We start from the raw sequence: 26,166 nt of genomic DNA, 5'->3' as shown, positions 1-26,166 counted from the left end.
GTTCATTGTTATGTTTACGGCAGTTATTGAAAGATTACTGTTTTTGTCTACCCACAAAGGAAAGTGGATATATGCCGTCTTATTGTTGGCTGTCTTATTTTGTGCTTATCAAATGCGGTTAATTACGATAGACACCGATCCGGAGAATATGCTTGAAGCCAATCATCCTGCCCGCGTGTTTCATAACGATGTGAAGCATACTTTTGCTATGCATGACGCGATTGTGGTGGGGGTTATAGCATCATCGGCGAATGACACTGCTACTGAGAATGCCGATAGAACTACCAATAAAGGCATCTACACACCAGAGAATCTAAGTGCAATAGACAAGGTTTCTCAACATATATTGAACACTGAGGGCGTGATTGCTCAAGATGTCATGTCGTTTTCAACGGTGGACAACATCACTCAGGGCGACAGTGGCGAGCTTAAGTTTTCTTGGATGATGCCAAACGCTCCGGCGTCTCAAGAGGAAGCGGGGAAAATTGCTGAGGCAATAGCACGTCTTCCGATGTTGCAAGGTACCCTAGCCTCTTCTTCTAAAAATGCAGCCGCTATTTATGTGCCAATTAAAGACAAAAATGAAAGCTTTCGAATTGCAGAAGACATTCGCGCATTTATTGGCGCGAATACAACAAACGAAACATTGCAGTGGCACATAACAGGGCTGCCCGTTGCTGAAGATCAGTTCGGCGTTGAAATGTTTATTCAAATGGCAATTTCAGCGCCAGCTGCGGGATTGATGATTTTTATTCTCCTATTTGTTTTCTTCCGTAATTTCACGTTGATTACTGCCCCAATGGTGGTAGCAATGGCAACGGTAATTATCACAATGGGCGCCTTAATCGGCTTAGGTTTCACTGTGCACATCATGTCATCCATGATTGCCATATTTTTGATGCCAATAGCTGTTGTCGATTCGGTACATATATTGTCTGAGTTTTCAGACCGCTATAAACCAGGTCAGAAGGCCGATGATGTGATTACCACTGTGGTTGAACACTTATTTCAGCCGATGCTTTATACGTCGCTGACCTCCGCAGCCGGTTTCTACTCACTTATGCTTACACCGATCCCGCCGGTGCAAATCTTCGGCGCCTTCATTGGCTCAGGTATCCTGTTGGCTTTCATTATTACGCTCACTTTTATTCCTGCTTATATATCAAGAATGTCCCCAGAAGCGCTGGCTAAGCTGCAGGCTGCTTTACATACCGATGCCAACTCATCTTCAGTAAAGGCTACGTATCTACAGCGATTTGTATACGGTATTCGCAATGTTGCGCTTAATTACAAAGGTGCGTTACTCGTAGCGTTCATGGTGATTTCAGCGGTATCAGTGTGGGGTATTTTCCAAATACAAATTAACGACAACCCTGTGCGCTGGTTTAAAGAAAATCATGAAATTCGTGTAGCAGATAAGGCGCTTAACAAGGAGTTTGCGGGTACGTACAACGCGTACATTGTTATTCAAGATACCCGCAAGCTGAAAAGTGCAGGTGAAATACTGCAAAGTGCAGTGTTGCCCTCTTCGTTAGATGAATGGCGCAAAACAACCCTCGATACACTCAACAATGAAAATGCCGGTAATAATTATGAGACTCTCGCATTTGCCGTCGATGATGCACTGTTCGGTGATCTAGACAGCAACGAATATGACGCCTTAAATCGCTTGCTTTCAAGCATTGATGAAATTAAAGGCACAAGCAAAACGTTTCAACAGCCCGATAATGTAGCGCTGCTTTCAGACCTGCAAAGTTACTTAAGCACTCAAACGCTGGTGGGTAAAACTCAGTCCCTCAGTGATGTGGTTAAAGTAGTTAACCGAGAGCTGCACTCGGGCAATGACAGTGACTACGTGTTACCTAATACTCAGCCAGCGATAGCACAAACGCTTTTACAGTATCAGTCCTCTCATAGACCGCAAGACTTGTGGCATTTCGTGACACCAGACTATCGTAAAACCTTGGTGTGGCTGCAGCTATCAAGTGGTGATAACCAAGATATGACAGAGGTAATTGAGTTGGTAGATAACTACTTTGCTCAACATCCACTGCCTGACGGCCTAACTTATCAATGGGCAGGTAAAGCGTACCTAAATGTGGTGTGGCAGGACAATATGGTGGCAGGCATGTTAGACAGCTTACTTAGCGCCTTCATTATTGTCTTCGTGATGATGGTGTTGCTGCTGCGCTCGCTGGTGTTTGGCCTATTAGCTATGCTGCCTCTTACCATAACTATCACCTTTATTTACGGCGCTATTGGCATTGTAGGTAAAGATTACGACATGCCAATTGCCGTGCTTTCGGCCCTTACATTGGGTTTGTCGGTAGACTTTGCCATTCACTTCTTGGCTAGAGCTAAAGAGATCTACAAGCAAACTGGTGATGTGAATGCCACGCTAAGTGCTATGTTTGAAGAGCCTGCGAGCGCTATAACTCGTAATGCGCTGGTTATTGCGCTTGGCTTTACGCCGCTGCTTTTAGCGCCACTCGTGCCTTATATTACCGTGGGTATTTTCCTGGCAAGTATCATGTTTATTTCGGCACTCGTTACGCTGCTGGTGTTGCCAGCTGCGATGACTTTGCTTAAACGTTGGGTTTTCAAGGAGGCCTAAAATGCGTATTTCCCTATTATCAACTCTACGGTTGCGTCGACCAACAATGTTAAATCTACGCAGCTCATTCACGGGGCTTGTTGCGCTATTACTTATATCAGGTAATGGTTTCGCTCAAACCTCGGCAAACCAAAACGGTAGTAATATAGATGTTGCCGAAATCGTCAATAAGGCCGAGCAAGCAGCGTATTACGCAGGCAATGACGGGCGTTCAATGGCGAGAATGCTGATTGTAGATGAGCAAGGTCGAAAGCAAATGCGTCAGTTTACTATTCTGCGCAAAGATGTGCTGAATGAGGCAGGCGCCGACACCGGCGATCAACGTATGCTGGTTTTCTTTAGCCGTCCTACTGAAGTTGAAGGTACGGTATTTCGCGTTGAAAAGCATGCGGCGCTTAATTCTGATGACGACCGTTGGTTATATTTACCAGCTTTAGATTTAGTAAAGCGAATCGCGGCAGGCGATAAACGTACATCGTTTGTTGGTTCTCATTTCTTCTATGAAGATGTTTCAGGCCGCGCAACGGCGCAAGACAGTTTTGAGCTGCTTGAACAAACCCAAACTCATTATCGCTTAAAAGCGACGCCTAAGGACACAGCGCTCGTAGAGTTCAGCCACTATGTAGTAGAGATAGACAAAGACACTTACTTGCCCACCTTAATTAACTTTTATAAGGGTGACAATAACTACCGTCGTGTTGAAGCTGTGACCATTGAGACTATACAGGGCAACCCTACTGTGGTGAGAAGTAAGGTGACGGACCTTGCATCAGGTGGCTATACCCTTATGGAATTCAGAGGGATTGAGTACGACATAGGTCTTCCAGATAGCATATTTAGTGAGCGTAGCCTACGTGTGCCACCGCAACGCTATATTAAATAACACTATTTTGAAAAAGGAATTTAGCACGGTGCGCTTGCCTAAATTACTAGCTCCATCCATATGGATAACGCTGCCTAGCCAAGCCTATGGTCTTTCTGAGCGGGTTAAAAAGCAATGGAGGGCGCACGCTTTACTCGCGCCGATTATTCTCACCTTTGCGCTCACGGCTGTAGTCAGTCTGCCGTTAAACGCGCAGACGGTGGGTGTTGAAAGCCAAAATCAGAAAGACCCGGTGAAAAGCGGTGAACAAGAACAGGAAGCTAACGCAAACGACGAGTGGGACAGCGTGTGGCCTGGGGACGACAATGTCGAATCAGGTGATGATTGGAATGATGAGTGGGATGACGAATGGGGCACTGACATCAAAAGTAAGCTTCGTATTTCTGGTTTCGCCGAGCTCGCCGTAGGAAACCGTTTTTCCCGTGACATGGCTACCGCGTTTGGCAGTCAGAATTCACAAATGAACGAGAGTTTTCAAGCTGCTAACGCGCCATCTGTGTTAAATAACAGCACATTGCGCGACGCCAGAGTTCAACTTCGCGCAGATTATGCATTAGACAGTTCCTCAATTTCCAGTAAAGCAGACGTTTGGTATGACGGCGTTACATCGTCGTGGGAATCACAACTTCGCGAACTGGCATGGCAAGGTAGCTTAAGCAGTATTCTTCCCAGCGCTTTAGTCGGCGCAGGGAACTGGGCAAACGCATTCGATATCAAAGTCGGTAAGCAAGTGCTGACTTGGGGGACAGGGGATTACTTGTTCTTAAATGATCTCTTCCCTAAAGATTATCAGTCGTTCTTTGCAGGAAGAGAAGACGAATACCTTAAAGCGCCGAGTAATGCATTAAAGGTGTCGGGCTACACGGATTTTGCCAATGTAGATTTAGTCGTCACACCTGAATTTGAGCCTGATATTGGTATTACAGGCGAAGTGTTTTCTTTTTACAGCCCGCAATTGGATCAAAACATTGCCCCTTCGTTTTCTGTTGTACGTGATAATCGCCCACGAGGAAGTGAGCTTGCCTTAAGGGTGTATAAATCTGTTAAGGGGATGGAGATTGCAGGCTATGGTTACACCGGTTATACAAGGCAGCCCACCGCGACAGATTCTCTTGGAAGACCGCGCTACAGTAAAATGAATGCCTATGGCGCAAGTGTTGTCGCGCCTCTGGGGCGGGGGATAGCAAATGCGGAATACGTTTTCTACAACAGCCTTGAAGACATAGATGGAAGTGACGGGCAAATAGCGAATGATCAAAGTCGTTTCTTACTAGGCTATAGCCAAGAGATTGCCGCAAATCTTACCGGTGGTTTCCAGTGGTATACCGAGTACTTACACAATGCGGATGGCCTAGATAGAACAGTCTCGTCTTCTGAGCGAGTTCAAGAAAAATACCGCCATTGGGTAACCACCCGTTTAACGTGGTTAGCACTTCGTCAAACACTGACGTTAAATACTTTTCTGTTTTATTCACCCAGCGATAGCGACGGATACCTAAAGACTACAGTGGCTTATTCGCCCACCGACAAGTGGCAAGTGAGAGCGGGGGTGAATGTCTTTTCAGGTAAGGATAACTATACGTTTTGGGGGCAGTTTGAAGACGCAAGTAATGCGTTTATTGCCTATCGATTTTATTTTTAATCTCTTCCAATATCTAAGGATTACGTTATGTCTCAGGAAAAAGCATTAACCGCCTTCGCAGGGCTCATGGTGTTGTTGTCTGTATTACTAACCCATTTTGTTCATGCAAACTTTATGTGGTTTACCGTGTTTATTGGCGCAAACTTGTTCCAACAGAGCTTCACTGGCTTTTGCCCAGCAACGCTATTTTTTAAACACGTGCTTGGGCTTAAAAGTGAACGGGAGCTAGCGCTATTCGTGGAGTAGCTAAGATGAACACGCGAGTTGCCCCGGCTACTCTAGCTTCGCTCTCTACCAAGACCCATACATTGGATTAGGCAGAATAAAAATCTCTGTGCCCACTCGTGGCATGAGCAACTCAACGTTGGCAGATTCTTGGGTTACGCCGCCCACATCTTCAATGTTGTCGCCAATTTGCATGATAATAGTGTGAGGCACAGCCCACGTAGACGTCGCGTCTTTAGACGTATTCGAACATGCGATCTTGCCCTGGGTAAGCTGCATTCTGCGCAAGTCTTTGTCATTAACCATACCTTCTTGGCCTACCGCTTCTTTGTCTTCAGCAGTGCGGCCAACAACACAGGTATTACTCGTGGTAAGCGGCAAACCTCGCGCCAAAAGGTTATTCCAGGTGTGACTATCAAGCGCTTTATTGCGATTCGTAATAAGCGCCACCTTGCCATTTCGTGCAACTACTTCATCGATGAAAGCGGCTACACCAGGCACCAGTGTGGCTTCTTCACGTTTTACCCATTCGGCCCAGCTTTGTGAAGAATATCCCAAGCCAGCACTTTCCCGTTCTTTTTGGTAGGTGCTATTGTCTAGCACGGTTTCATCAACATCCATCACCACAACATCGCCATTAGCAAAACGCGTAGGCAGCGCTGAAATAGCTTGGCCATACACAAAGCTTGAGAGAACAGGGTACTCTTTGCTGCTGGTTTGGTATATCACGGCATTTGACAGAGTGTGTGATTTTACACCAGCAAGCGGGGTTGATGGCGTAGACGAGCACGCCGCAATAGCTGATACTGCAGCGCCTATGCACGCCGCTTTGCTGATGTAAGAGAGCTTGTTAAGAGATAACAATGTTATTTTCCTTTTATTGCTTCTTCTGCCTACCGGTTTCAACACCCAAATTATGTCTGAATTTATCGATGAACTGGGCCTGATAATTCAGCAATGGCGTCGTGTGCATGCAGACTTTCTTGATGTTCTACTTTTACACGAAAATAGGTAGCTTGGTAATACGTACTTAACGCTTCATGCAGTCGCCTTACCGAATCTTCTACAAACATTAGATTTTCAGCATTACGCTTGGCAAACGCCTGTTCATCTTCACGCTTAACTGCGGTTTGAAGCGGTGTGCCTAACGCGTTTTCTATCAGGTCAATAATACCAATAAAATCGGGGATCTCGTTGTCGCTTAAATCTAGAGTTATATCGGCAAAGGAACGCTGTGCATGCGCCGTGGCGATGCTGGCTTGTTTAGAAGCGAGCCAAGCGCCCATTTCTTCTACGGATAAATCTTTTCCTTCGAATTGCTGTACAAATGCATCTGATAACGCCTTGCGAGAGAGGGAGGCCGAACAAGGACAAGTACTAGAGTACGGTACTCTTAACTTAAGCTGTGCCTCATAACGTTCAGGTGATCGTCTTACGCAAAGTGAAGCAGGGTACGATTGATATCCTGACATCCTACTTATGAGCGCAGGACGCGACACGGTGAGGTCAAAGTGTAAATTAAGCTGGGCGCTGTTGCTCAGCCCATCTTGAGACTCGATAAGCGCGTTCATTAACGACACAAGTGCCGACTTATGTAAGTCTTGGTTGCTCAAATATCGCTGTAGCAAGCTGTACAATCGAGACATGTGAATGCCTTTAGCATTGGGTTGATCTAAACTCACTGTTACATCGACTTTTACTTGGCTGGCTAATCGCTCACCGCGCTTAGCTAGCACGTGCAGAGGGATAGCAATGCCCTGCATGCCTACACTATCAATAACAGGAAGTTGTGCAGTGGAATGCTCTGTAGTGACATCGGGAAGTACCGTGTCGGAATGATTAAAACTAGACAAAATAACCTCTGAATGAGACCTCAAAAACGACTTACATCACTAATATTGCGAGCGTCGCTCGATAAGAATTACCCGCTTTTGAGATTATGATGAAACTAATAGGGTTGTGATTGGGTGGTCTCGCGCTCTTCGCAAATAGGCACCTGCACGGTCGACCTAAGCCTATAGTTAATCAGGTGCGCACCAACGATAATAAACGACGCGATTACCGTGATTGTTACTTCACCATATTCACCAAGCACTTCGTGTCCTAAGCCTATCCACTCAACGAGCAGCGGACTACTTAAAAGCGTTAGTCCAAAAACGCCAGCAAATACTACCCACTTATTTTTGTGATGTAGGTAGCCTAGTGAGAGCGCAAAAACACCGATGGGCAACACAAAGAACAGCAATATTTGATGGAAGGTTTCATCATTGAGAATTGACACACCTGCCAATGCAGGTATGGAAATTAATAAAATAGGCGTTAATAAACAATGTATTACGCAAAGGGATGAAAGGAGCATAGCGAGCTTGTCTGAAATAAACTGCACTTTTGGCATTGCGCTGCTTCCTTGATATATCGAATTCATAGTATGTCCGAAAATTGCTATGGCGCACGCATAATGGGTGAAGCTTGCGCCTGAGAGAGTAAAAAATCTAACTAGCTGCTTATCAGTAAGGTTGGCTGACTTGGCGTTATCTCTAGTGCGCCTTGTCCTTTGTTGGTTACCCAAATTGTATTAACGTGCTGCAGGCTTGGCCAATGGGGAAACCCTGTCATCTCAATACGCTTTACGGGGCCTTGGCAACTAAGCAAATATGCGACACGAAAATCAGAATGAGTGTTGCGATGGGCATGGTCTTCGTGTTCACTTTCATGCTCGTCATGCTCGTCATGCTCGTCATGCTCGTCATGCTCGTCATGCTCGTCATGCTCGTCATGCTCGTCATGCTCGTTAGCTACCTCCCATGGGCTTTCAAGTGTGGTATCGAGTAATTCACACGTATTGCTCAGGGTAAAAATATCGTCAAAGCGCTGAAAAACCTTTTGCGTTTCTTTATAACGTTTTTTCTCGCTAGACGTGGATGGCGCGTATTCAAACCCCAGAACATCAGCAGCAGGCAGCTGCAGCACAAACTGCCACTCACTTCCCGCTTGTAGGATTTGTAGTTTGCCTTCGCCGTGAGTATGAGGCGCAGCATGAACAGCGTTGATACCAATCCCAGCCAAATTCAATCCGACAAAAGTACCTACCTTAAGAAAAGTTGAAGAGGCGCGTAGCGCTTTTTGTGAATTCTTCCACGTAATAGAAATAGTTTTCATTTTTACCTCTTGCGTAAACGTTACAATATAACATACCATAAAAATAAATATGATACATTATCATATTACACAAATTCAGAGGTTAGAATAATGAAACTGTCTCGATTGGCGTTAGGCTTATCGCTTTCAGCGCCTGCGTTGCTATTAGCATCTCCGGCAGCGCTGGCACAAACACTTTCTGGCACGGTAACTAATGCAGCCGGAAAGCCGCTCGCCAATGCCACTGTTGAAATTGAGGCGCTAAAGCGCGTTACCAGCACTAACGAGCTGGGCGAGTTTACTTTCTCTAACGTAAAGGAAGGCGACTATACGCTTCACATATTCGCCTCTGGCTTCGCTCACTTACATGAGCATGCGCAAGTTCAATCTGACAACGCAGAAGGCGCTAACTTTGTCTTGGCGCGCAGTGCTATCGAAGTGATTGACGTGCACGCCACGCCTATGCATTTATCGGTGATGGAATCGGCCACACCAGTGAGCGTGTTATCTGGCGAAACCTTACGTCGGCAACAAGCGGCCACGCTGGGCGATACGCTAGAAAAATTACCCGGCGTACAGTCTAACTTCCATGGCAATGTTGCGAGCACGCCAATTATTCGTGGCCTTAGCGGACCACGGGTACTGATTACTCAAAATGGCTTGGATGTGAGCGACGTTTCCCGTGTTGGCCCCGACCACGCAGTAGCAAGTGAAGCCTCAACCGCTAAACAAATTGAAGTGCTGCGTGGGCCAGCAACCCTGTTCTTCGGAAGCGGTGCGATAGGCGGTGTGGTGAACGTAGTTGACCAACGTGTGCCCACGTCCACTGAAACGCGCGGTGAATTTGTATTAGAAACGCAAACCGTTAACGACCAGAAACTTGGAACGTTTAACGTGACTACTGGGGTGGACAACATAGCCTTTTACGCTGACGGTTTTTATCGCGATTCAAATGATTATGAAACACCTGTTGCCCCTGACATTGATGACCCAGATGGCGCCCATGTGGTTGAAAACAGTAACGAAGAATCGAATGGGTTTACGTTAGGGACCAGCTATTTATTCGACCAAGGCTATGTTGGCGTAGCGGTAGAGCGATTTGAGCGAGAGTATGGCGTGCCTGGGCACAGCCATGGCGGAGATACTTCGGTATTCGCTGATCTTGAGCAAACTAAGTATCAGCTTTTAGGTGAGTACAACTTTACCAATGACTTTTTGCAAAGTGTTCACTTTAGAGCGGGCTATACCGATTATGAACATGCTGAAGTTGAGGGCGGTTTAGTAGGTACCACTTTTAGTAATGAAACCGAAGAACTTCGCGTAGAGTTATTGCATAAACCCATGGCTGGCTGGCGCGGTGGTATCAGCCTTCATTACAAAGGGAGCGATGTATTTGCTCAAGGCGAAGAAGCCTTTACACCGCCTTCAGAAATGGAGATGTTTGCTGTAGCACTCATGGAAGAGCGTCACTTTGGTGATTTTCTGGTTCAATTAGGGGCGCGAGCGGAAAGCGTAACATTAGACGCATCAAGTGTGCTGTTGCCTGAGCTTGACGCTCACGAGCACAACGATGAACATGATCATGATGAGCATGCTCACGACGAACATGAACATGAAGGCAGCGAGTTCGTACGACAGTTCGCGGTAGATCAAGAGTTTACACCTATATCGCTATCAGCGGGTGTAGTTTATACCATTAGTGAAAGCTATAACGTGGGCGTTTCACTTTCCCGTTCAGAGCGCGCCCCTTCTGCCTCTGAGCTTCTTTCTTTTGGCCCGCATATTGGCACCCGTACCTATGAAATTGGCGCCCTGTTTGATTTGTCAGAGGAAGGCGAGTTTGTGCTTTCTCAAACGGCAATCGATCTTGAGACAGCAAATAACATCGACCTAACGTTCAGAAAAACACAGGGTGACGTTGGCTTTGTATTTAATGCTTTTTATAACCAAGTAGATAACTACTACTTCCAAGAAGAAACCGGCTTATTCGCTGAAAGTGGTCATGACCATGATCATGGCGAAGAGGGGCACGGTGAAGAAGAGCATAGCGAAGATGAACACAGCGATGAGTTACCTGTTTATCTGTTTGGTTCAGCTGACGCCATCCTTCATGGTTTTGAGTTACAAGTTGCCTGGCAAACCACTGACAACCTAAAACTCGATTTCTTCGCCGACTACGTTAAAGCCCGCCTTAAAGATGGTGGCGCACTGCCTCGCACTTCACCCATGCGAGTGGGCTCACACGTTGCCTACACGTTAGATAACATTCGCGCAGATTTAGACATCACATATTTTGCAAAACAAGACGATATCTCGACGTTCGAGACTGAAACGGACGGCTACACCCTTGTTGATGCTTCAATCACGTACGACATTCCTTTGGGAGATATTGATTTATCGGTTTACCTGAGCGGTGAAAACCTAACCGACGAAGAAGCGCGCGTTCACACCTCATTTTTGAAAGATATTGCACCACGCCCGGGTAGAAACTTTGCTTTCGGCGTACGCGGTTATTTCTAAGATCAGCTTATAAAAAAGAATTATTGATAGGAATACACACATGAAAAATAGACTAGTACTAAGCGCTATAGCCAGCGCACTTTTGCTCGCAGGCTGTGGTGATGCAGAAACCAATATTGTAGAGCTGGATCCTATTGAGGTGCCAGAGGATGATCACGACCACGACGGCCATGATCACGATGACGACCACGACTCAGACTATGATATTGAAAGTGAAGGCAGATTGGTTGTTGCCGATGCTGCATCAAATACGCTCACTGTCTTTGATCTAGATGATAATTCAGTACTTGATACGTTTTCTGCAACCTTTGATGGAAGTAGTGTAAGCGCCTCTGCAGACTATCGCTTTGCAGTCATCAACAGCCGAGCAAACGGATTAACTGAGTTTCTTGATGGTGGATTATGGCGAGAAGATCACGTAGAGCACCTGCACGACTATGAAGAAGCCCCAAGTCTGTCTGGTTTCACACTTGAAGGTAGTCAACCGACTCACGTAGTAACACACGACGGTCAGCTTGCTGTGTTTTACGATGGAAATGCGGACACCAGCATGCCGGCAGCGGTAAAAGTGGTAACCGATACCCAAATTGCCAGTGAAATTACAGCAGTTCCTACTTTGGAATTTACTGTAAATATGCACGGTGTCGCGGAACCGCGTGGAGACATGCTAATTAGTACTGTACGTCGTGATGATGCAGAGTCTCGTTCTGCTAACCCAATCTTGCCAGACAGCGTTGCGGTATATCACTGGCATGATGGCGAGTACGAAGAAGAGCAACGCTTTGATGGCGAGTGTGCTGATTTACATGGCGCCGCTCAAAACGAAATCGCTGTGGCATTTGGCTGTAGCGACGGCGTATTAATTCTCAACGAAAATGATGAGGTATTTACCAGCGCGTTTATTGACAACATTGATGGGCTTGGCGATTTGCGCATTGGCACAATGTATGGACATGAACACGCTGAAGCGTTTATTGGTATTGCTTCACAGCACGGCGGTGGCAGCGCCATCTTGGCCAATGTGTCGCCTGTAACTAGCACAATGAGCGTGATTGACTGGCAGCCAGAGACTGACGCTCATGCAGTGTCATACGGCTTCTCAATGGGCGGTGAACTCTTTGTTATTTTAGATGACAAAGGTTTTGTAACACTGCTAGAAGCGCATGAAGAAGACGGTGACACGCACTGGGAATTTTCGCACAAAATTGATGTGGCCAGTGCCAGCGCCGCAAACCTAGCAGAAGGTCAGTCATTTAGCATGGCGGCATCGCAACACGAAGAAGCCTTGTTTGTTGTTGACCCTGTTGCGCAAGCTATCCTTGCTGTTGATTTGGAAACCGAGACCACAGAAACCTTGCTTGAACTGGATTTTGAGCCTGCAGGTGCAGTTTGGCTAGGTATTGCTGAAGAACACGAGCACGACGATCACGACCACTAATTAGATGTAGTGCTCTGCAAAATGCTAACAAGCATTTAGATCGTAGATGAAGACTAGGGGCATAGCAATATGCCCCTATTTAAGAAATCGTCTGACCCAACTTACCTACTTCCGCTTTTGACTCTGATCTTGTGGATAAAAGAGAATCACGCAAAATCTAACAAGTCAGTACCGAAGAAGTTATCGATGACACAGCGCCATTCACCACTTGCATCCCTTTGCAGAACGTAAACGGCGCGCTTACCCTCGCAGGGTAGGGCGTTGGGTGTTGCTTTGGGGACAAGGTAAAGCTTAGCGACGACTAGCGCTACGTCACCGGCTTGTATAACCCGTTCATCTCCGGTTGTAACAAAATGATCGGGCATGAATTTCTTTTGAAATTTAAGCAGGGCATCAACGCAGTCTCGCTGCGTGGCATGTTCTTCAGCGGCTTGGTTTTGCGTTGAGCTGGACATAGGGGTCGCGACCACTGTTGCATCGCTAGCATAACATTGGGATAAGGCGTCTTGATCGCCGCGGTTTACTGCGTCGTGCAACTGTTGTAACACGTGAGATATTGGATTGTTCATGGCTGTCGTTCCGTTATTTTTACCGCAAGACGAGCCAATAAAAAACCCGCCTTTGCGGCGGGTTTAGTGAATTCTATTTACGCACTAGCTAACCCGCCCATTCCTTAGAATAGCGAGAATAATAATCAGCGCAGACGCTGAGTAAGCAGTATGTGTATTCGTGTTTTTAGGCATAGTATTTAAAAACAGTGCGCTGCTAGTGAGTATTTAATGACCCGAGTATCCTGTGCACAATGAAGAAAGTCAACGGGTTTTTCAGGTGTAGAAATTAGACCCATGCGAGTGGGTGGGCAAGCGGTAAGTGTAAGATGTAAGGTCTAACGCTACCCTAGGCTTCAAATATGGTAATGCTAATAATCGAGCCCTGCTTTAAACAATCATAAATATCTTTATCAGTGAACCCGCTATTGCGGAGAAGTTGCCTGGCAACTAGCTTAGCGCCTTTTGTACATTGCTTGTCGTGTATTATCCGAAGTGCTTTGTTTAAATAACTAATAGAAGGCATGATAAATAACCTAACGCGCTAGGCGTAAGTTTTGTATGATATTTAAACGATATGTTTTGGTGTAATGATCACTCAAACCATACAAACTGTGTTACGAATTAAGGTGGAATTTGACCCTTGGAGTTACTTTATAGCTGGTTAACGGCCAATGATGCGATGTCGATGTCATCATCAGTAGTACTTGTTGTTACCTCCTTCTTTACGTCGATGATGACAGCAACGCTGGGTATTGGTGGCGGGGTCTTATTACTGGCAGTAATGGCCGGTACTATGCCAGTCAGTGCGCTGATCCCGGTTCACGGTTTAGTACAGCTTGGTTCAAACGGCAACCGTGCACTGATGACGGCAAGGCATATCGACTGGAATATGCTGAAGTATTTTTCTTTAGGCGCAATCGTTGGCGCTTTTTTGGCCTCGTTTGTTGTGGTTCAGCTGCCGTTGGTTATTATTCAATTTGCGGTTGCCGCATTTATTTTATTTCTGGTGTGGGGGAGTAAACCCAAAGCACAAGAAATGAACCCCGCGGGTAGAACATTGGCAGGGTTGGTAACCACGCTGGTTTCAATGTTTGTAGGTGCCACAGGGCCTTTGGTGGCGGCATTTGTACACCGAAATAATTACAGCAAAATGCAGATTACCGGCACGTTTGCCAGCTGTATGACACTGCAACACGGCCTTAAAGCGTTTGTTTTTACCTTTGTAGGGTTTTCTTTTGCCCAGTGGGCCGGACTAATCATTATTATGATTGCCAGTGGTGCGCTCGGCACATTCATCGGCTTGAAAGTATTAAAGCGTGTCCCCGCTGAAAAATTTATGCTGGCGTTCAAGATAGTGGTGACACTGTTGGCCCTGCGGCTCTTGTGGCAGGCATTCTCAACCTTATTTCCCGCTGTAATCTGACACAGCTCTTTACCTTCAAAATACTCACGTTAGTGCACAAGTTTTCATTTCTAGCGTTTAAAACGGCATGTGTATCAGACATTACGAGTAGATAAACCAGCGAAGGAGAATCACTGGTTTATCTTTATGCCTTTTGCAGTTTGAGTTTTAAACGGTTAGAACCTGTAGCTCAGCGATAAATGCCACTCTCGCCCCGCAGCGGGTACTCGCTCACCTACTGCAACATCAGTATTCATCACGCGGTTAATTCCTGCTGTGTGTGGGGCGTAGTGTTTATCAAACAGGTTATGAACGGTTGCCGTTACCTGAAGGTTTGACTGTGCATTATCTATAAGGGTGAAAAGCCCCGTAATATGCACCAATCCATATCCAGCGGTAGTGTTTTCACTTTGTAGCGCTGAAACGTGGTTTTGTGCTCCTACCAATTCTGACGTTAATTGGAGTGCCATTGGCGTATCAAGCAGCTGTGTGTCCCATTGAATGGTGGTGATCAGCTGTTCAGGGGCAATACGAAACAACGCATCGTCGATATCGTCGCGATTACCGTGCTGAACACTTGCTACTGCGTTAAGCTTCACGTTATCAAACACATTACCCGAAACAGTCAGATCTGCCCCTTTGATTACGGCGTCTGTATTAGTCCACTGAAATGGTATTGTGCCTGCCATCATGGTAGAGACCATATTGGCAGCCATATTCGTGCTGGGAGAACCAGTAATATAGTCTTCAATATCTTGATAAAAGAGACGAGGAGAAACTGACCAGCTTTTGAAACGGTAATCAATACCCACATCTATCTGGCGTGCTGTTTCGTTGTCTAGAGCCAAGTTACCAATGTAGTTAAATCCGTCTGCCATTCCCCCAGAAATACCAAGAGGTAGCCACGTATAGCGCTCGAAGTAAGTAGGGGCACGGTTTTTCTGCGATACCCCAAGGACAACATCGACATTGTCGCTGGCGTGATATCGCGTGCTAGCGGCAATATCTAACATGTTATAGCTCTTACTGCGTTCTGCCGCGTTGAAATCATCAACGAGTGAAGCAATGGCTGGGTTCATCATAACCATATTAGAACCGGCTAGCCCGGCATCCATGTCAACACGTGTATATCGGGTACCAATTGTTGTTGAAAAAGATGCTTTATCTCGCTGCCATTCTGCGTATACGCTGGCTGTATCTTTTTCTACGTTGGTAAAGTTATCAACGAAGAACATGCCGTTATTAGGGTTGGTGATGGTCGAGTTATTCCTGCTGTGGTGCAGATTGGCTCCCAGTTTGAGGTCGCCTTTATAAAATGGCATTACATAGGTGGCATCTACACCTTGAGCAATAGCATCAGCGTTATTCTCTCTCGCCATGTCGGCAGACATCACCATGCGCTGTGAGAAGTTGTCCATGGCATGTTGGTTGCTGTTGCCAAACCAGCTTAACGTGAAGAACTCCCTATCATTTGCGTTATAGCGATAGCCCAGTCGATACCAAGCGGCATCAATAAAACCAATGTCCATGGCTAAAGCAGGCGTGCCGCTTTCGTTAGTATTAAGTTGCTGATAACTCACATCGACTTGGTGATTGCCCCACTCATAGCCCGCCCTAAACTTACCGCCATTTCTTTGGTAATGGCTGTTTGGTATAACGCTGTTATCTCCCGACTCTTGTTCGTCGCGCTGCTGATGAGTGAAGGCGCCGCTAACAAAAGCCTGGCCACTCTTATAAAACAGATTGCCTTGGTATTGCTGACCGCTCCCCGGAGATATTGCGCTGGCACTTACGCTACCGCTAAAGCCTGTATTCAAGTCAAAAAGTGCTGAGGCATCAGAGTGAATGCGAAGCTTTCCGCCTAGCGTCTGCACACCTGCACTTACTGGCACAATCCCCCGGTAAAGGGTGGTGGTCAGTCCTGGTTCTGGCAGCACATGAGAAAGGGGCGAGTCCATGGCGTTTGGTCCTGCTCCAGCAATATCAACGCCATCAATGCTTACGCCAACTCGGTCACCATAAAGTCCTCTATACTGAATAAGCCCAGTGACTGGGCCGTTTCGAGATATCGACACGCCAGGTAATGTGGCAAGCTGATCGCCAAAGTCAGCGTCAATATTGCTGGTAGCACTAACAGACTCTTGCTCGATATTTTGCGTGCTAAGGGAAAGCGGTGTGCCAATAATGGTGACCACTTCTGTCGAAGTGTTATCGGCTAAGTCGATGGTGTTTGCGTAAATGTGTACGGGCGCGCACGCAGTGAATACGGCAAGCGCAATGATAGATTGCTTCATAACAATTCCATTTTAAAAAACGAGTGTTGTGCATGGTGAAAGCATGCATGTTCAGTGTGTTTGGGAGGTTGTTATGCGTGTGGTGGGGCACGACTTAGCGGCGCCGCGTAAGCAAAATCTGTAAAGGGCTTAGCCGCTAAACGCGCGACTAAAGCGCGATAGCGAACCAGCGATAGTAAAGGTAATGTGGCATGTAGTGGCTCGTCAACCTGAGGTAAGTCGGCTAACGTGCCATTGGTACAGTCAACGTGCTCGGCGGGTGCTTTGAGCAGTTCGGGGCTAACAAAAACGAACTCACCTTCAAACTCAGTGGCGCTAATTGAAATGTAGCGCATGGTCTTGCCAGTACAAATAAGTTCAATATCTTCACCTACAAACGCACGTGCTTGCTGCATAGTATGGGCAGCAAGGCCAAGTGCTAATGCATTTTGCAAAAGCATACAAGGGCAAAGTGTTAGTGTAAGTAGGCGTCTTAAAGTCATTTTTCTTTATCTGGTTAGCGCCTTTTATCATAGCCTGCGTTTTGGTAATTTTTCTACCTATTATTTTTTAAGTATCTCCAACCCCCGCTTTTTTCAGCTTTCTGTAAAGTGTACGGGTACTCACTCCCAGCGCTTGTGCAAGTTGCTGGGTATCGCCTTCAAAAGACGTGTGAACCTGACGTAAGTATTGGCGTTCCATTTCGTCTAAGGTCACAACGTTACCGTGAGATGACGAGGCATCATTGATAGCATCAGCGCTTATGTTATCGAGCTCGGGTAAATCTGTATCGTAAATAACGGTTTCATCAGCCAGTAAAATGGCTTGGTCTACAATGTTCTTGAGTTCGCGAATGTTTCCCGGGAACGGGTAGTTGGTTAGTTTTTCTAGCGCGTTTTTATGAAACCGTTTTTTCTCTTTAGACATTGCCAAAAAGTGAGCGGCTATCAGTGCTATATCTGATTTTCTTTGTCTTAAAGAAGGGAGGTTGATAGGAAAGCCGGCAATGCGGTAGTACAGGTCCTGTCTGAATTCGCCCGTTTCCACCATGTGCTTTAAATTTTTGTGTGATGCACACACCAAACGAAAATCAGCCTTTTTAGACACTGTGCTTCCTACAGGCCGATAAGTTTGAGACTCGAACAGCCGCAGAAGCTTTACTTGTGTTGAAAGTGGGATATCGCCGACTTCATCAAAAAACAATGTGCCGCCTTCCGCTGCTTCTACGAGCCCTTTCTTATTCGTGGTAGCGCCTGTAAATGCCCCTTTTTCATAACCGAATAGTTCGCTTTCAAGCAGCGTGTCAGACATGCCGGTACACTCGATGATAACAAATGGTTTGCCAGCACGGTGACTACTCGAGTGAAGTGCTTGGGACACCAGCTCTTTACCCGTGCCGGTTTCGCCAAACAGTAGTACTGAAATATCTGAGTTTGCGGCACGATTTATTTTGTTTAGCATTGCTTTAAATGCCTCTGATTCGCCGACCATCTTTCCTGCTGAAGGTCGGTTTGAAGCAAACGAAAGCTTATCAATTATTTCCAAGAAACCTAATAATTCTCCGCTACCGTCGAAGATCGGGCGCATGAGGATGTCGCAGTAGCTTTGACCCTCACTGGTGGTATGAACGTGTACTACGCTAGCCGCTCGTCCTGTGGCTTTACTCTCTTGCATGGGGCAATGTTCGCCGCACTTATCGCAAGGTTTGCTGTTGCGATGAGAGACTTGATAGCAGGTACTAAAGCCAAGCTTTATATCCACAGGGTAGGTGTCTCTGTAGGGCTGGTTGACAGCTTCAATAACGTAGCTTGGGTTAATGAAGATTGCGGGTTTATCTATCGCATCTATCATCGCTTGTACTATGGATATATTCATGGGGCGCTGAATATTAGTTTGCTCTAATTTGATTTTAGCAATTTATCATATTGGCATAGAGCTTGTTCACTGTTTGAGACAAACGGCAATACTTGGGTAGCAACTCATTCAATTCCTAGGAGAGTTTTATAATGAAAAATGGCGTAATGCTGGTGGCGATAAGCTTATTGGCGAGTAGTGCTCATTCATTGGCAGACACAGCGACTGCCTATGAGAAACAAAGTGAAAATAGTGTGCAGGAAAAAGTCAAAGAAGCGCGATTACACGCAAAAGCGCTGGGAGGCGCGCTAAAATCACGACTACAGCAAGCAATTCAATCCGGAGGGCTAGAAGCTGGCGTTAACGAATGCCAGATCGCAGCGGCTCCTATTGCTCTGGCGCTCAGTCAAAACGGGTGGGAGGTTGGGCGTACCGCGCTGAAAGTAAGGAACCCAAACAATGCGGCAGATCAATGGGAGCGTGAGCAGTTAGCATGGTTTTCACAATTACTGACCAAAGCTAAGCAAGACAATTTGACCCCTAAAAGACCCCTTGAAACTTATCAATACGATAGCGAAAGCGGTAAGTTTAGGTACATGATGGCTATTGAACAAGGTCAGGTATGCATGGCATGCCACGGAGCTAATGTGGCACCTTCAGTAAAACAATCCATTCTAAAGCACTATCCCAACGATCAAGCTACAGGGTTCGAATTGGGAGAATTACGAGGCGCGTTCACACTCTCATATACCCCTTAACTTTTCCTTATACTCCACTTTTTGACATTCGGCTAAGCAGTCTTTCTTTTGTGTCATATTTGTCACATAAGTGACAAATATGGCGAATTTATCGCCGCCAATTGTTGCGTTGGATCAATAAGCCACACGCTCGGTCGTGGAATGATTTATCTGCACAGTACGGAAATACCGCCGTCTATCGGTAATTGAGGCTTAAGCAGCCAAATTACTGATGTATGGCATAAACCGTGCTATTGCCATGCGGCATATTCACGTGTTCATCACTGAATTTTAAACCACTTTTCTGCTAAGCGTTTAACGCGCACACGAAATACAAGGGAGATAACCCATGAGCGATACGTTAATAGAACTATCGCGGTGGCAATTTGCATTAACTGCAATGTTCCACTTTATATTTGTACCCTTAACTTTGGGGCTTAGTTTCTTACTTGCCATTATGGAATCGGTATACGTAATGACGGGTAAAGAAATTTATAAGCAGATGACCCAATTCTGGGGAAAGCTGTTTGGAATTAACTTTGCCATTGGTGTAGCCACAGGCTTAACCATGGAATTCCAGTTCGGAATGAACTGGTCTTACTATTCTCACTATGTAGGCGATATCTTCGGTGCGCCACTTGCCATCGAAGGCCTAATGGCCTTTTTCCTGGAGTCTACCTTCGTGGGGTTGTTCTTCTTTGGCTGGGACAAAATGTCAAAGGTGAAGCATCTGATGGCGACTTGGCTGGTGGCCATTGGTTCAAACTTCTCTGCACTATGGATCTTGATTGCTAACGGCTGGATGCAATACCCGGTAGGCGCTGAATTTAATTTTGAAGCCATGCGTATGGAAATGACCAGCTTTGCTGAGGTTATTTTTAACCCCGTAGCACAGGTCAAATTTGTTCACACTGTATCAGCAGGTTACGTGACCGGCGCAATGTTTGTGTTGGCAATTTCAAGTTACTACCTGCTTAATCATAAGCATATCGCCTTTGCGCGCCGTTCGTTCGCCATAGCTGCTAGCTTTGGCCTAGCCTCAACGCTTTCTGTGATCGTGCTAGGTGATGAAAGTGGTTATGAGCTTGGTGATGTACAAAAAGTGAAGCTGGCAGCAGTTGAAGCTGAGTACGAAACCCATCCTGCACCTGCGCCGTTTACTGTGTTTGGTATTCCAAACGACGAGAAGCAGGAAACCGAGTACGCCCTTCAAATTCCTTGGGCAATGGGCATTATTGCTACCCGTTCGTTAACCGAAGAAGTAAAAGGTATTAAGGATCTCAAAGAAGAGAATCGCGAGCGTATTCTAAGCGGAATTAAAGCCTATGAAGTGCTTGATGATGTAAGAAACGGCACCGCGACAGCTGAGCAACGAACTGCCTTCGACCAAAATAAAGACAGTTTGGGCTACGCTATGTTGTTAGAGCCTTTCACTGAGAACGTTTCAAATCCTTCTGATGCCGCGCTTCAACAGGCAGTAGATTACAGCATTCCGCCGGTTGCCCCATTGTTTTGGAGTTTCCGCCTTATGGTTGTGGCTGGCTTTATTATGCTTGCGCTATTTGTGTGCGCCTTTTACTACAGTACTAAACACAAGATTACTAAGCCACGTTGGCTATTAAAAAGCGCGCTCTACGGTTTGCCGCTTCCTTGGATTGCCTGTGAGGCTGGCTGGTTTGTCGCTGAATATGGCCGCCAACCATGGTCAATTGCAGAGGTGCTTCCGGTGCATACGTCGGTATCTAATCTCGCCGTAAGCGACGTGGTAACAACCCTTGTAGCCTACGGTGCTTTCTACACCGGCATGTTCATTATTGGTTTTTACCTAATGAAGAAGTTTGCCAAGAAAGGGCCAGTTCCACCTGAAGATAAGCAGCCTGACACTGAATTTGATCTTATTGACCTTGATGAGCAAGGAGCAAAAGCATGATTGATTATGAACTACTGAGAGTCATTTGGTGGTGCTTGGTTGGCGTTCTGCTAATTGGCTTCGCGGTTACTGATGGCTTCGATTTGGGCGTTGGAGCACTGCTCACGCTTATTGGTAAAAATGACAAAGAGCGCCGCGTAATGATAAATACAGTAGGGCCGCACTGGGATGGCAACCAAGTTTGGTTTATCACCGCAGGTGGCGCTATTTTCGCCGCGTGGCCGATGATTTACGCCACTGCGTTTTCTGGGTTTTACCTCGCGCTGGCCCTTACCTTAATTGCCCTTTGGATGCGCCCGATAGGCTTTGATTACCGCAGTAAATTACCTAACCCGCAGTGGCGTAAAGCGTGGGATTGGGCGTTATTTGCTGGCGGTATAATCCCAGCCCTTATCTTTGGTGTGGCGTTTGGTAACCTGCTGTTGGGCGTACCGTTTGAAATGGACAGCACGCTTAAATCAACTTACACAGGCTCGTTCTTTGGCCTTTTAACACCGTTTGCGCTGGTGGCAGGACTGCTATCTGTGGCTATGTTGCTGAATCACGGTGCAACCTGGCTACAAATGAAAACCGATGGCTTTATTGAAGTTCGCGCACGTGCAGTATCGGTTGTGTTAAGCCTGGCTGGTGTCACGCTATTTGTACTTGCAGGTCTTTGGGTAGCATTTGGATTAGATGGCTTCGTGATTACGTCGGCAGTCGATACCATTGCTACGTCAAATCCACTTAAGAAAGAGGTTGCCATTGAAGCTGGAGCTTGGGTGAGCAACTACAGCAAATACCCCCTTATGATGGCAGCACCTGTGCTGGGTATTATTGCGGGTCTGGCCTGTGCGCTTTTCTCTAAGAAAGGTAATGCAGGCATGGCGTTTGTATCGAGTGCGCTATTTATAGCAGGCGTTATCTTAACGGCTGGCTTTTCAATGTTCCCATTTCTAATGCCAAGCATCACTATGCCAGAGGCGAGCTTAACGGTTTGGGACGCAACGTCTAGCCATATGACGCTCAACGTAATGTTTATCGTTGCCTGTATCTTTGTGCCTATTGTACTTAGCTACACGGCCTATAGCTTTTACGTAATGCGCGGGCGTATTAAAAATGAAGACCTTGACCAGTCTCACACCATTTATTAAGGAGAACGCTATGTGGTATTTCGCTTGGATTTTAGGAGTTTTACTGGCGTGCTCTTTTGGCATTATCAACGCCATGTGGTTGGAGTCGACGGAAAATATGGATAGGCCCGAAGACCAAGAGTAGAAGTGGAGGTGGGCTGACCGAAGAACACGCCGTGAGCCCGTCCTTGGGGGCTTTTCAGCAGCGTCCCTGCTGCTGAAGGTTTGAAAACGGGTGAACACCGAGTCATCAGTTTAGTTGGCAGGTGTTGGAGCGTTCTTGCAGCCAGCCCACCACCACTTCGAAAAGAATGAAAAAAAATGCGAGATTTGCTCTCGTTACTAAGTAACGAAAAAGATGAGTCAAAACCACAGTGATCAAAGAAAAAGTTCCCAACCGGCAAACGCTCAACGCGTGGTCCAATAAGATAGATAAGGCGCAGTCGCTTGGCTTGCGTACCTCTCTTATGGCCCTAGTAATGGTTAAGTGTTTGTCGCTTTTTTCTTTGATTATTGGGTTCTATTATTTTTCACATATTGCTCATGACTGGGTAGTAAACCAGACTCCTGCAACAGCGAGTGATGTCACAGGACTTGCCGTTTCTCTGGGGCTTAGCTGGCTGCTACAAGGCGCATTCAATGCCTTATCTAGTAGTGCAAGAATGCAGGTGTTAAACAAGCTCGAACAGCACCTACAACACGTATTCATTGAGCGTCAACATGCGCTTATTCGACTGCACTCGGTTTACTATTGGCAAACGTTGTGGCTACAGCACTTACAGGCTTTTGCTGACTGGGCACTTGAATATCGAGTGCAGCAATTGATTGCAGTTGTTGTCCCATTATTTGCTTTAGCCGTTATCTTTTATGTGAACCCCATTATAGGGATTGGCCTACTGCTTACATTGCCAGTAGTGCCACTTTTTATGATTATTGTGGGTAAAGGGGCGGCAGCCCTTCATCGAAAGCACTTTATCGCCCTTGAACGTTTGGGAAGTTTATTTACTGATAGGTTAGCTGCATTGCCTATGCTGACTAGCTATCAGGCGCATCAAAAGCAAACTGCCCTGCTAAAAGATGCCAGTGAAAACTTGAATGCGCGTACTATGAAAGTAGTGAGCGTAGCCTTTTTGTCCAACAGCGTGCTCGACTTCTTCGCAACACTCGCGGTTGCACTTACGGCAGTATTTATTGGTTTTTCACTGTTAGGTGAATTGAGTATTGGGCCGGAAATAACGCTCCAGCAAGGCTTATGGATATTGCTGACCGTACCTTTGCTGCTAAGTGAAATGAAAAAGTTGGGGCAGGTATACCATCAGAAGGCGCAAGCGGAAGCAGCCAAAACTGAACTCGCGCCGTTATTCTCGTGCTTCACGCAAAATCTTGATAGTAGTGCAGTGAACGCGGTTAACATTGCCACATCCCACTATCATTTTTCAGAACACGGTGTATTGCTAACGGCTAACAATCTTAAGGTCTATGACATTAACGCCGGGCAAACTCACTCGCAAAGCTCTTGCGCTACAACGGATGTTGATGAGCCGTCTGTGCTTTTGCACGCTGAATCTCTAGAAGTATCAAAGGGCGACAAAATACTTATTAGCGGGCGCTCAGGTTCGGGTAAAACACTGTTATTAGAAGCCCTAGGTGGTCAAAGATCTAGCACACATACATTCAGTGAACCGGTAATTTGGATAACCCAGCACCCCGTGATCACGCCAGGTACCGTGCGTGAAAATTTGTGCTTGAACGACACCTATACAGACGACGCGCTTATGAAAGCGCTAGAAGCAGTAGAACTTGACTTGTGGCTGTCGTTATTGCCTTTGGGGCTTGATACGGTAATGACGGATTATCCGCTGCTTTCAGGTGGAGAAGCGCAAAGGCTGTCGCTTGCGAGAGCGCTGTTGCGCAAAGACAATATATGGTTGCTCGATGAACCCACGGCCCATTTACCTGATGCTCAGCACACAAGATTGGCACAGCTAATTGAACGATTGGGCAAAGATAAAACACTGATTTGGGCTTCTCACAAAGCCCTCCCTGCAAACTGGTTTAACCGCTTTTGGACGGTATCGCGAAGCACGCCTGAACAAGACGTTATTTCCAACTCAAACTTCAGCTCAAAGTCAAAATCAGAGGCAGGGCTTAAAAGCAAAAGAGGCGCAGTACAAGATGGATACCCGCAAGGTTGTAGCAGCGTGACGGCAACGCGCTTTAAGGCGAATGCCAATCAAAAGGAGTGTGGCCTTGATGAAAAGTAAACCGGCTTATCTCACGCTGCTGCTTGCTCTTTTACATGGTATGGCAGGAATAACTATTCTTGTTATTTCTTCGTGGTTTATTGCTATCAGCGCTATTGCACCAATAGGTTTTAATTACGTTATTCCCGCGGTGGTTATTCGGGCGCTAGCACTACTTCGCATTGCTTCGGGATATGCCAGTATGTGGGTGGGTCATAACGATTTGCTTACCCGTATCGCAGAGGGGCGCTTGCTTGTATTCAGTCAACTTGAAAACAGTGAAATTACCGACAAAGCATTCACAACAGAAGCATTAGCCCAGCATACCGAAACGCTTGCCAGTCGGTGGATTGCTTGGATAGCTCCGCTTTCTAACATCACATTTATATTCACTAACCTTTGCGTTGCTGCGGTATGGTTTGACCTTCCCGGCACCTCGTTTTTACTTACACTTTTTGTCATTTGGCTCTTCATCGTTGTGCTGCAAGGCTTTAGTGGTTTAAACGTTGCGAAAAAAGCGACAAAGGAAAACAAAGTGTTTCGCCAAGAGTCAGCCGACTTCCTTAACTGCAGCGCTTTATGGCACTTAAATAAAACAATGAAAGATAAGCCGCAGGAAGAGAGTGGGCATGTGATCAATAGTGTGCCGAGTGCTGACAGGGTGTGGCGACAACAAACTACGCAGAAAGACAAAGCGCAACGCGCGAGCTGGTGGTTTCAAGGCGCGGCATTTTTTGCGGTAGTGTTAGTTATGTCGGGCGCAGTTAGCCCAATATCTGACTTTTCGTATATGCCTATTGCTATTGTTGTGCCCATGATATTGATGGCTGCGCCTGATTGGGCTGGTGCAGCTTTTCACAGCATTACCAAGTTTGCACAGCACAAACAAAGCGCGAAAGCCCTTAAGAAGCTCAAAACCTCACCCATTAAAGTACTTGAACCCACCGAACTGCACCATTCACTCACGTTATCTGCCTATACTGCCAAAAATAGACGCTTACCTTTGGTTAGCGCTACATTCCCAGCCACTGGCATCGTATGTATATCCGGGCCGTCCGGCTGTGGTAAGTCATCTTTGCTTCAGTCAATTGCGGGGGTTGTGCCTTCTACTGGATTTAAAGAAGTGGATGGCATGCGTATACCCGATGGCTTAATTACAAACTGGCGCTATGTGGAACAAGAGCCAATAGTACTTTCTGGCAGTGTCTCTTCAAATTTAGACCCTGCCGGAATGGGTATTCCCCTTGATGACATGACTAACCTGTTGGCTCAATTAGGGCTAGAGGCACTGTTGCCGTTGTCTATGTGGGTTGGCAAGGCGGGAAGGGCGCTTTCTGGGGGAGAGCGTAAGCGACTAGCCTTAGCGCGCGCTATTTTATCTCACGCAAAAGTGTTGCTTGTTGATGAACCCTTCGAGGGATTGGATGTAACTACTCAACATAAAGTGTGTGAGGTATTAAATCGCTACGCCGCCAACCATCTTATCCTTGTTGCTTCTCACGTTATCCCAAGCGCGTTGAATGTATCATCAACACTACCATTAGAAGAGGCGAGAATGGATAACCTTTGTGCAGGTCAGCATGCTATCAGGTTGCCTTAATATA

At 46.4% G+C, this 26,166-nt stretch carries 21 protein-coding genes; 13 read left to right on the top strand and 8 right to left on the bottom strand.

Features of this window, described 5'->3' with window-relative positions:
• The first annotated feature begins 10 nt into the window (after positions 1–10).
• The 4 genes from MHM99_RS00680 to MHM99_RS00665 are packed head-to-tail and all read left to right on the top strand — an operon-like array spanning position 11 to position 5,385.
• A complete protein-coding gene (locus MHM99_RS00680) occupies positions 11–2,614 on the top strand; it encodes an MMPL family transporter (protein WP_049585614.1) in 2,604 nt (867 codons plus the stop codon).
• Between the two features lies 1 nt (position 2,615).
• Positions 2,616–3,497, top strand: coding sequence for an outer membrane lipoprotein-sorting protein (locus tag MHM99_RS00675; protein ID WP_049585616.1), 882 nt, complete (start codon positions 2,616–2,618; stop codon positions 3,495–3,497).
• Positions 3,498–3,525: 28 nt separating this feature from the next.
• Positions 3,526–5,139 (top strand): hypothetical protein, encoded by a 1,614-nt coding sequence (locus MHM99_RS00670; RefSeq protein WP_239217721.1) that lies wholly within the window; start codon positions 3,526–3,528, stop codon positions 5,137–5,139.
• A 27-nt stretch (positions 5,140–5,166) separates the two neighbouring features.
• Positions 5,167–5,385, top strand: a complete 219-nt coding sequence (locus tag MHM99_RS00665) for a DUF2892 domain-containing protein (RefSeq protein ID WP_239217719.1) — start codon at positions 5,167–5,169, stop codon at positions 5,383–5,385.
• Positions 5,386–5,430: 45 nt separating this feature from the next.
• Here MHM99_RS00665 and MHM99_RS00660 read toward each other — a convergent pair whose 3' ends face one another.
• The 4 genes from MHM99_RS00660 to MHM99_RS00645 form a co-directional block, all read right to left on the bottom strand.
• Positions 5,431–6,228 carry an HAD family acid phosphatase gene (locus tag MHM99_RS00660; protein ID WP_239217717.1) on the bottom strand — a complete coding sequence of 266 codons (798 nt, stop codon included), beginning with the start codon at positions 6,226–6,228 and terminating at the stop codon, positions 5,431–5,433.
• 62 nt (positions 6,229–6,290) lie between these two features.
• Positions 6,291–7,217 (bottom strand): GTP cyclohydrolase FolE2, encoded by a 927-nt coding sequence (gene folE2, locus MHM99_RS00655; protein WP_239217715.1) that lies wholly within the window; start codon positions 7,215–7,217, stop codon positions 6,291–6,293.
• Between the two features lie 95 nt (positions 7,218–7,312).
• Positions 7,313–7,759: a MerC domain-containing protein gene (locus MHM99_RS00650; RefSeq protein ID WP_049585626.1), complete on the bottom strand. Its 447-nt coding sequence runs from the start codon at positions 7,757–7,759 to the stop codon at positions 7,313–7,315.
• Between the two features lie 101 nt (positions 7,760–7,860).
• Positions 7,861–8,523: a DUF2796 domain-containing protein gene (locus MHM99_RS00645; protein ID WP_239217713.1), complete on the bottom strand. Its 663-nt coding sequence runs from the start codon at positions 8,521–8,523 to the stop codon at positions 7,861–7,863.
• A gap of 90 nt (positions 8,524–8,613) precedes the next feature.
• Here MHM99_RS00645 and MHM99_RS00640 point away from each other — a divergent pair, with 90 nt between their 5' ends.
• Both MHM99_RS00640 and MHM99_RS00635 read left to right on the top strand, forming a co-directional pair.
• On the top strand, positions 8,614–11,022 hold the full coding sequence (locus MHM99_RS00640) for a TonB-dependent receptor (protein ID WP_152910862.1): 2,409 nt from the start codon (positions 8,614–8,616) through the stop codon (positions 11,020–11,022).
• Positions 11,023–11,062: 40 nt separating this feature from the next.
• A complete protein-coding gene (locus MHM99_RS00635; protein ID WP_049585628.1) occupies positions 11,063–12,460 on the top strand; it encodes a hypothetical protein in 1,398 nt (465 codons plus the stop codon).
• 146 nt (positions 12,461–12,606) lie between these two features.
• Here MHM99_RS00635 and MHM99_RS00630 read toward each other — a convergent pair whose 3' ends face one another.
• Positions 12,607–13,029: a DUF4440 domain-containing protein gene (locus MHM99_RS00630; RefSeq protein ID WP_014951158.1), complete on the bottom strand. Its 423-nt coding sequence runs from the start codon at positions 13,027–13,029 to the stop codon at positions 12,607–12,609.
• A 622-nt stretch (positions 13,030–13,651) separates the two neighbouring features.
• Between MHM99_RS00630 and MHM99_RS00625 the strand changes: the two genes are divergently transcribed.
• Entirely contained in the window at positions 13,652–14,434 is a 783-nt protein-coding gene (locus MHM99_RS00625; protein ID WP_049585629.1) for a sulfite exporter TauE/SafE family protein, read from the top strand.
• Positions 14,435–14,589: 155 nt separating this feature from the next.
• Here MHM99_RS00625 and MHM99_RS00620 read toward each other — a convergent pair whose 3' ends face one another.
• The 3 genes from MHM99_RS00620 to MHM99_RS00610 all read right to left on the bottom strand — a co-directional run bounded on the left by MHM99_RS00620 (position 14,590) and on the right by MHM99_RS00610 (position 18,537).
• Positions 14,590–16,707 (bottom strand): TonB-dependent receptor, encoded by a 2,118-nt coding sequence (locus MHM99_RS00620; RefSeq protein WP_049585631.1) that lies wholly within the window; start codon positions 16,705–16,707, stop codon positions 14,590–14,592.
• Positions 16,708–16,778: 71 nt separating this feature from the next.
• Complete coding sequence (locus tag MHM99_RS00615; RefSeq protein ID WP_049585633.1) at positions 16,779–17,189, bottom strand: hypothetical protein; 411 nt, start codon at positions 17,187–17,189, stop codon at positions 16,779–16,781.
• Between the two features lie 67 nt (positions 17,190–17,256).
• Positions 17,257–18,537, bottom strand: coding sequence for a sigma-54-dependent Fis family transcriptional regulator (locus MHM99_RS00610; protein WP_049585635.1), 1,281 nt, complete (start codon positions 18,535–18,537; stop codon positions 17,257–17,259).
• 155 nt (positions 18,538–18,692) lie between these two features.
• Here MHM99_RS00610 and MHM99_RS00605 point away from each other — a divergent pair, with 155 nt between their 5' ends.
• The 6 genes from MHM99_RS00605 (at position 18,693) to MHM99_RS00580 (ending at position 26,162) form a co-directional block, all read left to right on the top strand.
• Positions 18,693–19,298: a DUF3365 domain-containing protein gene (locus MHM99_RS00605; RefSeq protein WP_049585637.1), complete on the top strand. Its 606-nt coding sequence runs from the start codon at positions 18,693–18,695 to the stop codon at positions 19,296–19,298.
• A gap of 328 nt (positions 19,299–19,626) precedes the next feature.
• On the top strand, positions 19,627–21,207 hold the full coding sequence (locus MHM99_RS00600) for a cytochrome ubiquinol oxidase subunit I (protein ID WP_239217711.1): 1,581 nt from the start codon (positions 19,627–19,629) through the stop codon (positions 21,205–21,207).
• Positions 21,204–22,340, top strand: coding sequence for a cytochrome d ubiquinol oxidase subunit II (gene cydB, locus MHM99_RS00595; protein WP_049585641.1), 1,137 nt, complete (start codon positions 21,204–21,206; stop codon positions 22,338–22,340). Before MHM99_RS00600 ends, cydB begins: the two co-directional genes overlap by 4 nt.
• 10 nt (positions 22,341–22,350) lie before the next feature.
• Positions 22,351–22,464, top strand: a complete 114-nt coding sequence (gene cydX / locus MHM99_RS00590) for a cytochrome bd-I oxidase subunit CydX (RefSeq protein ID WP_014951149.1) — start codon at positions 22,351–22,353, stop codon at positions 22,462–22,464.
• 229 nt (positions 22,465–22,693) lie between these two features.
• Positions 22,694–24,583: an ATP-binding cassette domain-containing protein gene (locus MHM99_RS00585; RefSeq protein ID WP_239217709.1), complete on the top strand. Its 1,890-nt coding sequence runs from the start codon at positions 22,694–22,696 to the stop codon at positions 24,581–24,583.
• Positions 24,573–26,162: an ATP-binding cassette domain-containing protein gene (locus tag MHM99_RS00580; RefSeq protein ID WP_239217708.1), complete on the top strand. Its 1,590-nt coding sequence runs from the start codon at positions 24,573–24,575 to the stop codon at positions 26,160–26,162. The genes MHM99_RS00585 and MHM99_RS00580 overlap by 11 nt, the downstream gene beginning before the upstream one ends.
• The last annotated feature ends 4 nt before the right edge of the window (positions 26,163–26,166 follow it).

It is taken from the genome of Alteromonas sp. MmMcT2-2 (assembly GCF_022348305.1).
GTDB lineage: Bacteria > Pseudomonadota > Gammaproteobacteria > Enterobacterales > Alteromonadaceae > Alteromonas > Alteromonas macleodii.
The sequence above is the reverse complement of the archived record's forward strand: the minus strand, read 5'-3'. Positions and strand labels throughout refer to the sequence as shown.

Bases quoted from the DNA above. Each gene is read 5' to 3' on its own strand.
- MHM99_RS00680 (WP_049585614.1), top strand. From the start codon at position 11: ATGTTTACGGCAGTTATTGAAAGATTACTGTTTTTGTCTACCCACAAA.
- MHM99_RS00675 (WP_049585616.1), top strand. From the start codon at position 2,616: ATGCGTATTTCCCTATTATCAACTCTACGGTTGCGTCGACCAACAATG.
- MHM99_RS00665 (WP_239217719.1), top strand. From the start codon at position 5,167: ATGTCTCAGGAAAAAGCATTAACCGCCTTCGCAGGGCTCATGGTGTTG.
- MHM99_RS00650 (WP_049585626.1), bottom strand. From the start codon at position 7,759: ATGCCAAAAGTGCAGTTTATTTCAGACAAGCTCGCTATGCTCCTTTCA.
- MHM99_RS00645 (WP_239217713.1), bottom strand. From the start codon at position 8,523: ATGAAAACTATTTCTATTACGTGGAAGAATTCACAAAAAGCGCTACGC.
- MHM99_RS00640 (WP_152910862.1), top strand. From the start codon at position 8,614: ATGAAACTGTCTCGATTGGCGTTAGGCTTATCGCTTTCAGCGCCTGCG.
- MHM99_RS00635 (WP_049585628.1), top strand. From the start codon at position 11,063: ATGAAAAATAGACTAGTACTAAGCGCTATAGCCAGCGCACTTTTGCTC.
- MHM99_RS00630 (WP_014951158.1), bottom strand. From the start codon at position 13,029: ATGAACAATCCAATATCTCACGTGTTACAACAGTTGCACGACGCAGTA.
- MHM99_RS00620 (WP_049585631.1), bottom strand. From the start codon at position 16,707: ATGAAGCAATCTATCATTGCGCTTGCCGTATTCACTGCGTGCGCGCCC.
- MHM99_RS00615 (WP_049585633.1), bottom strand. From the start codon at position 17,189: ATGACTTTAAGACGCCTACTTACACTAACACTTTGCCCTTGTATGCTT.
- MHM99_RS00610 (WP_049585635.1), bottom strand. From the start codon at position 18,537: ATGATAGATGCGATAGATAAACCCGCAATCTTCATTAACCCAAGCTAC.
- MHM99_RS00605 (WP_049585637.1), top strand. From the start codon at position 18,693: ATGAAAAATGGCGTAATGCTGGTGGCGATAAGCTTATTGGCGAGTAGT.
- MHM99_RS00600 (WP_239217711.1), top strand. From the start codon at position 19,627: ATGAGCGATACGTTAATAGAACTATCGCGGTGGCAATTTGCATTAACT.
- cydB (WP_049585641.1), top strand. From the start codon at position 21,204: ATGATTGATTATGAACTACTGAGAGTCATTTGGTGGTGCTTGGTTGGC.
- cydX (WP_014951149.1), top strand. From the start codon at position 22,351: ATGTGGTATTTCGCTTGGATTTTAGGAGTTTTACTGGCGTGCTCTTTT.
- MHM99_RS00580 (WP_239217708.1), top strand. From the start codon at position 24,573: ATGAAAAGTAAACCGGCTTATCTCACGCTGCTGCTTGCTCTTTTACAT.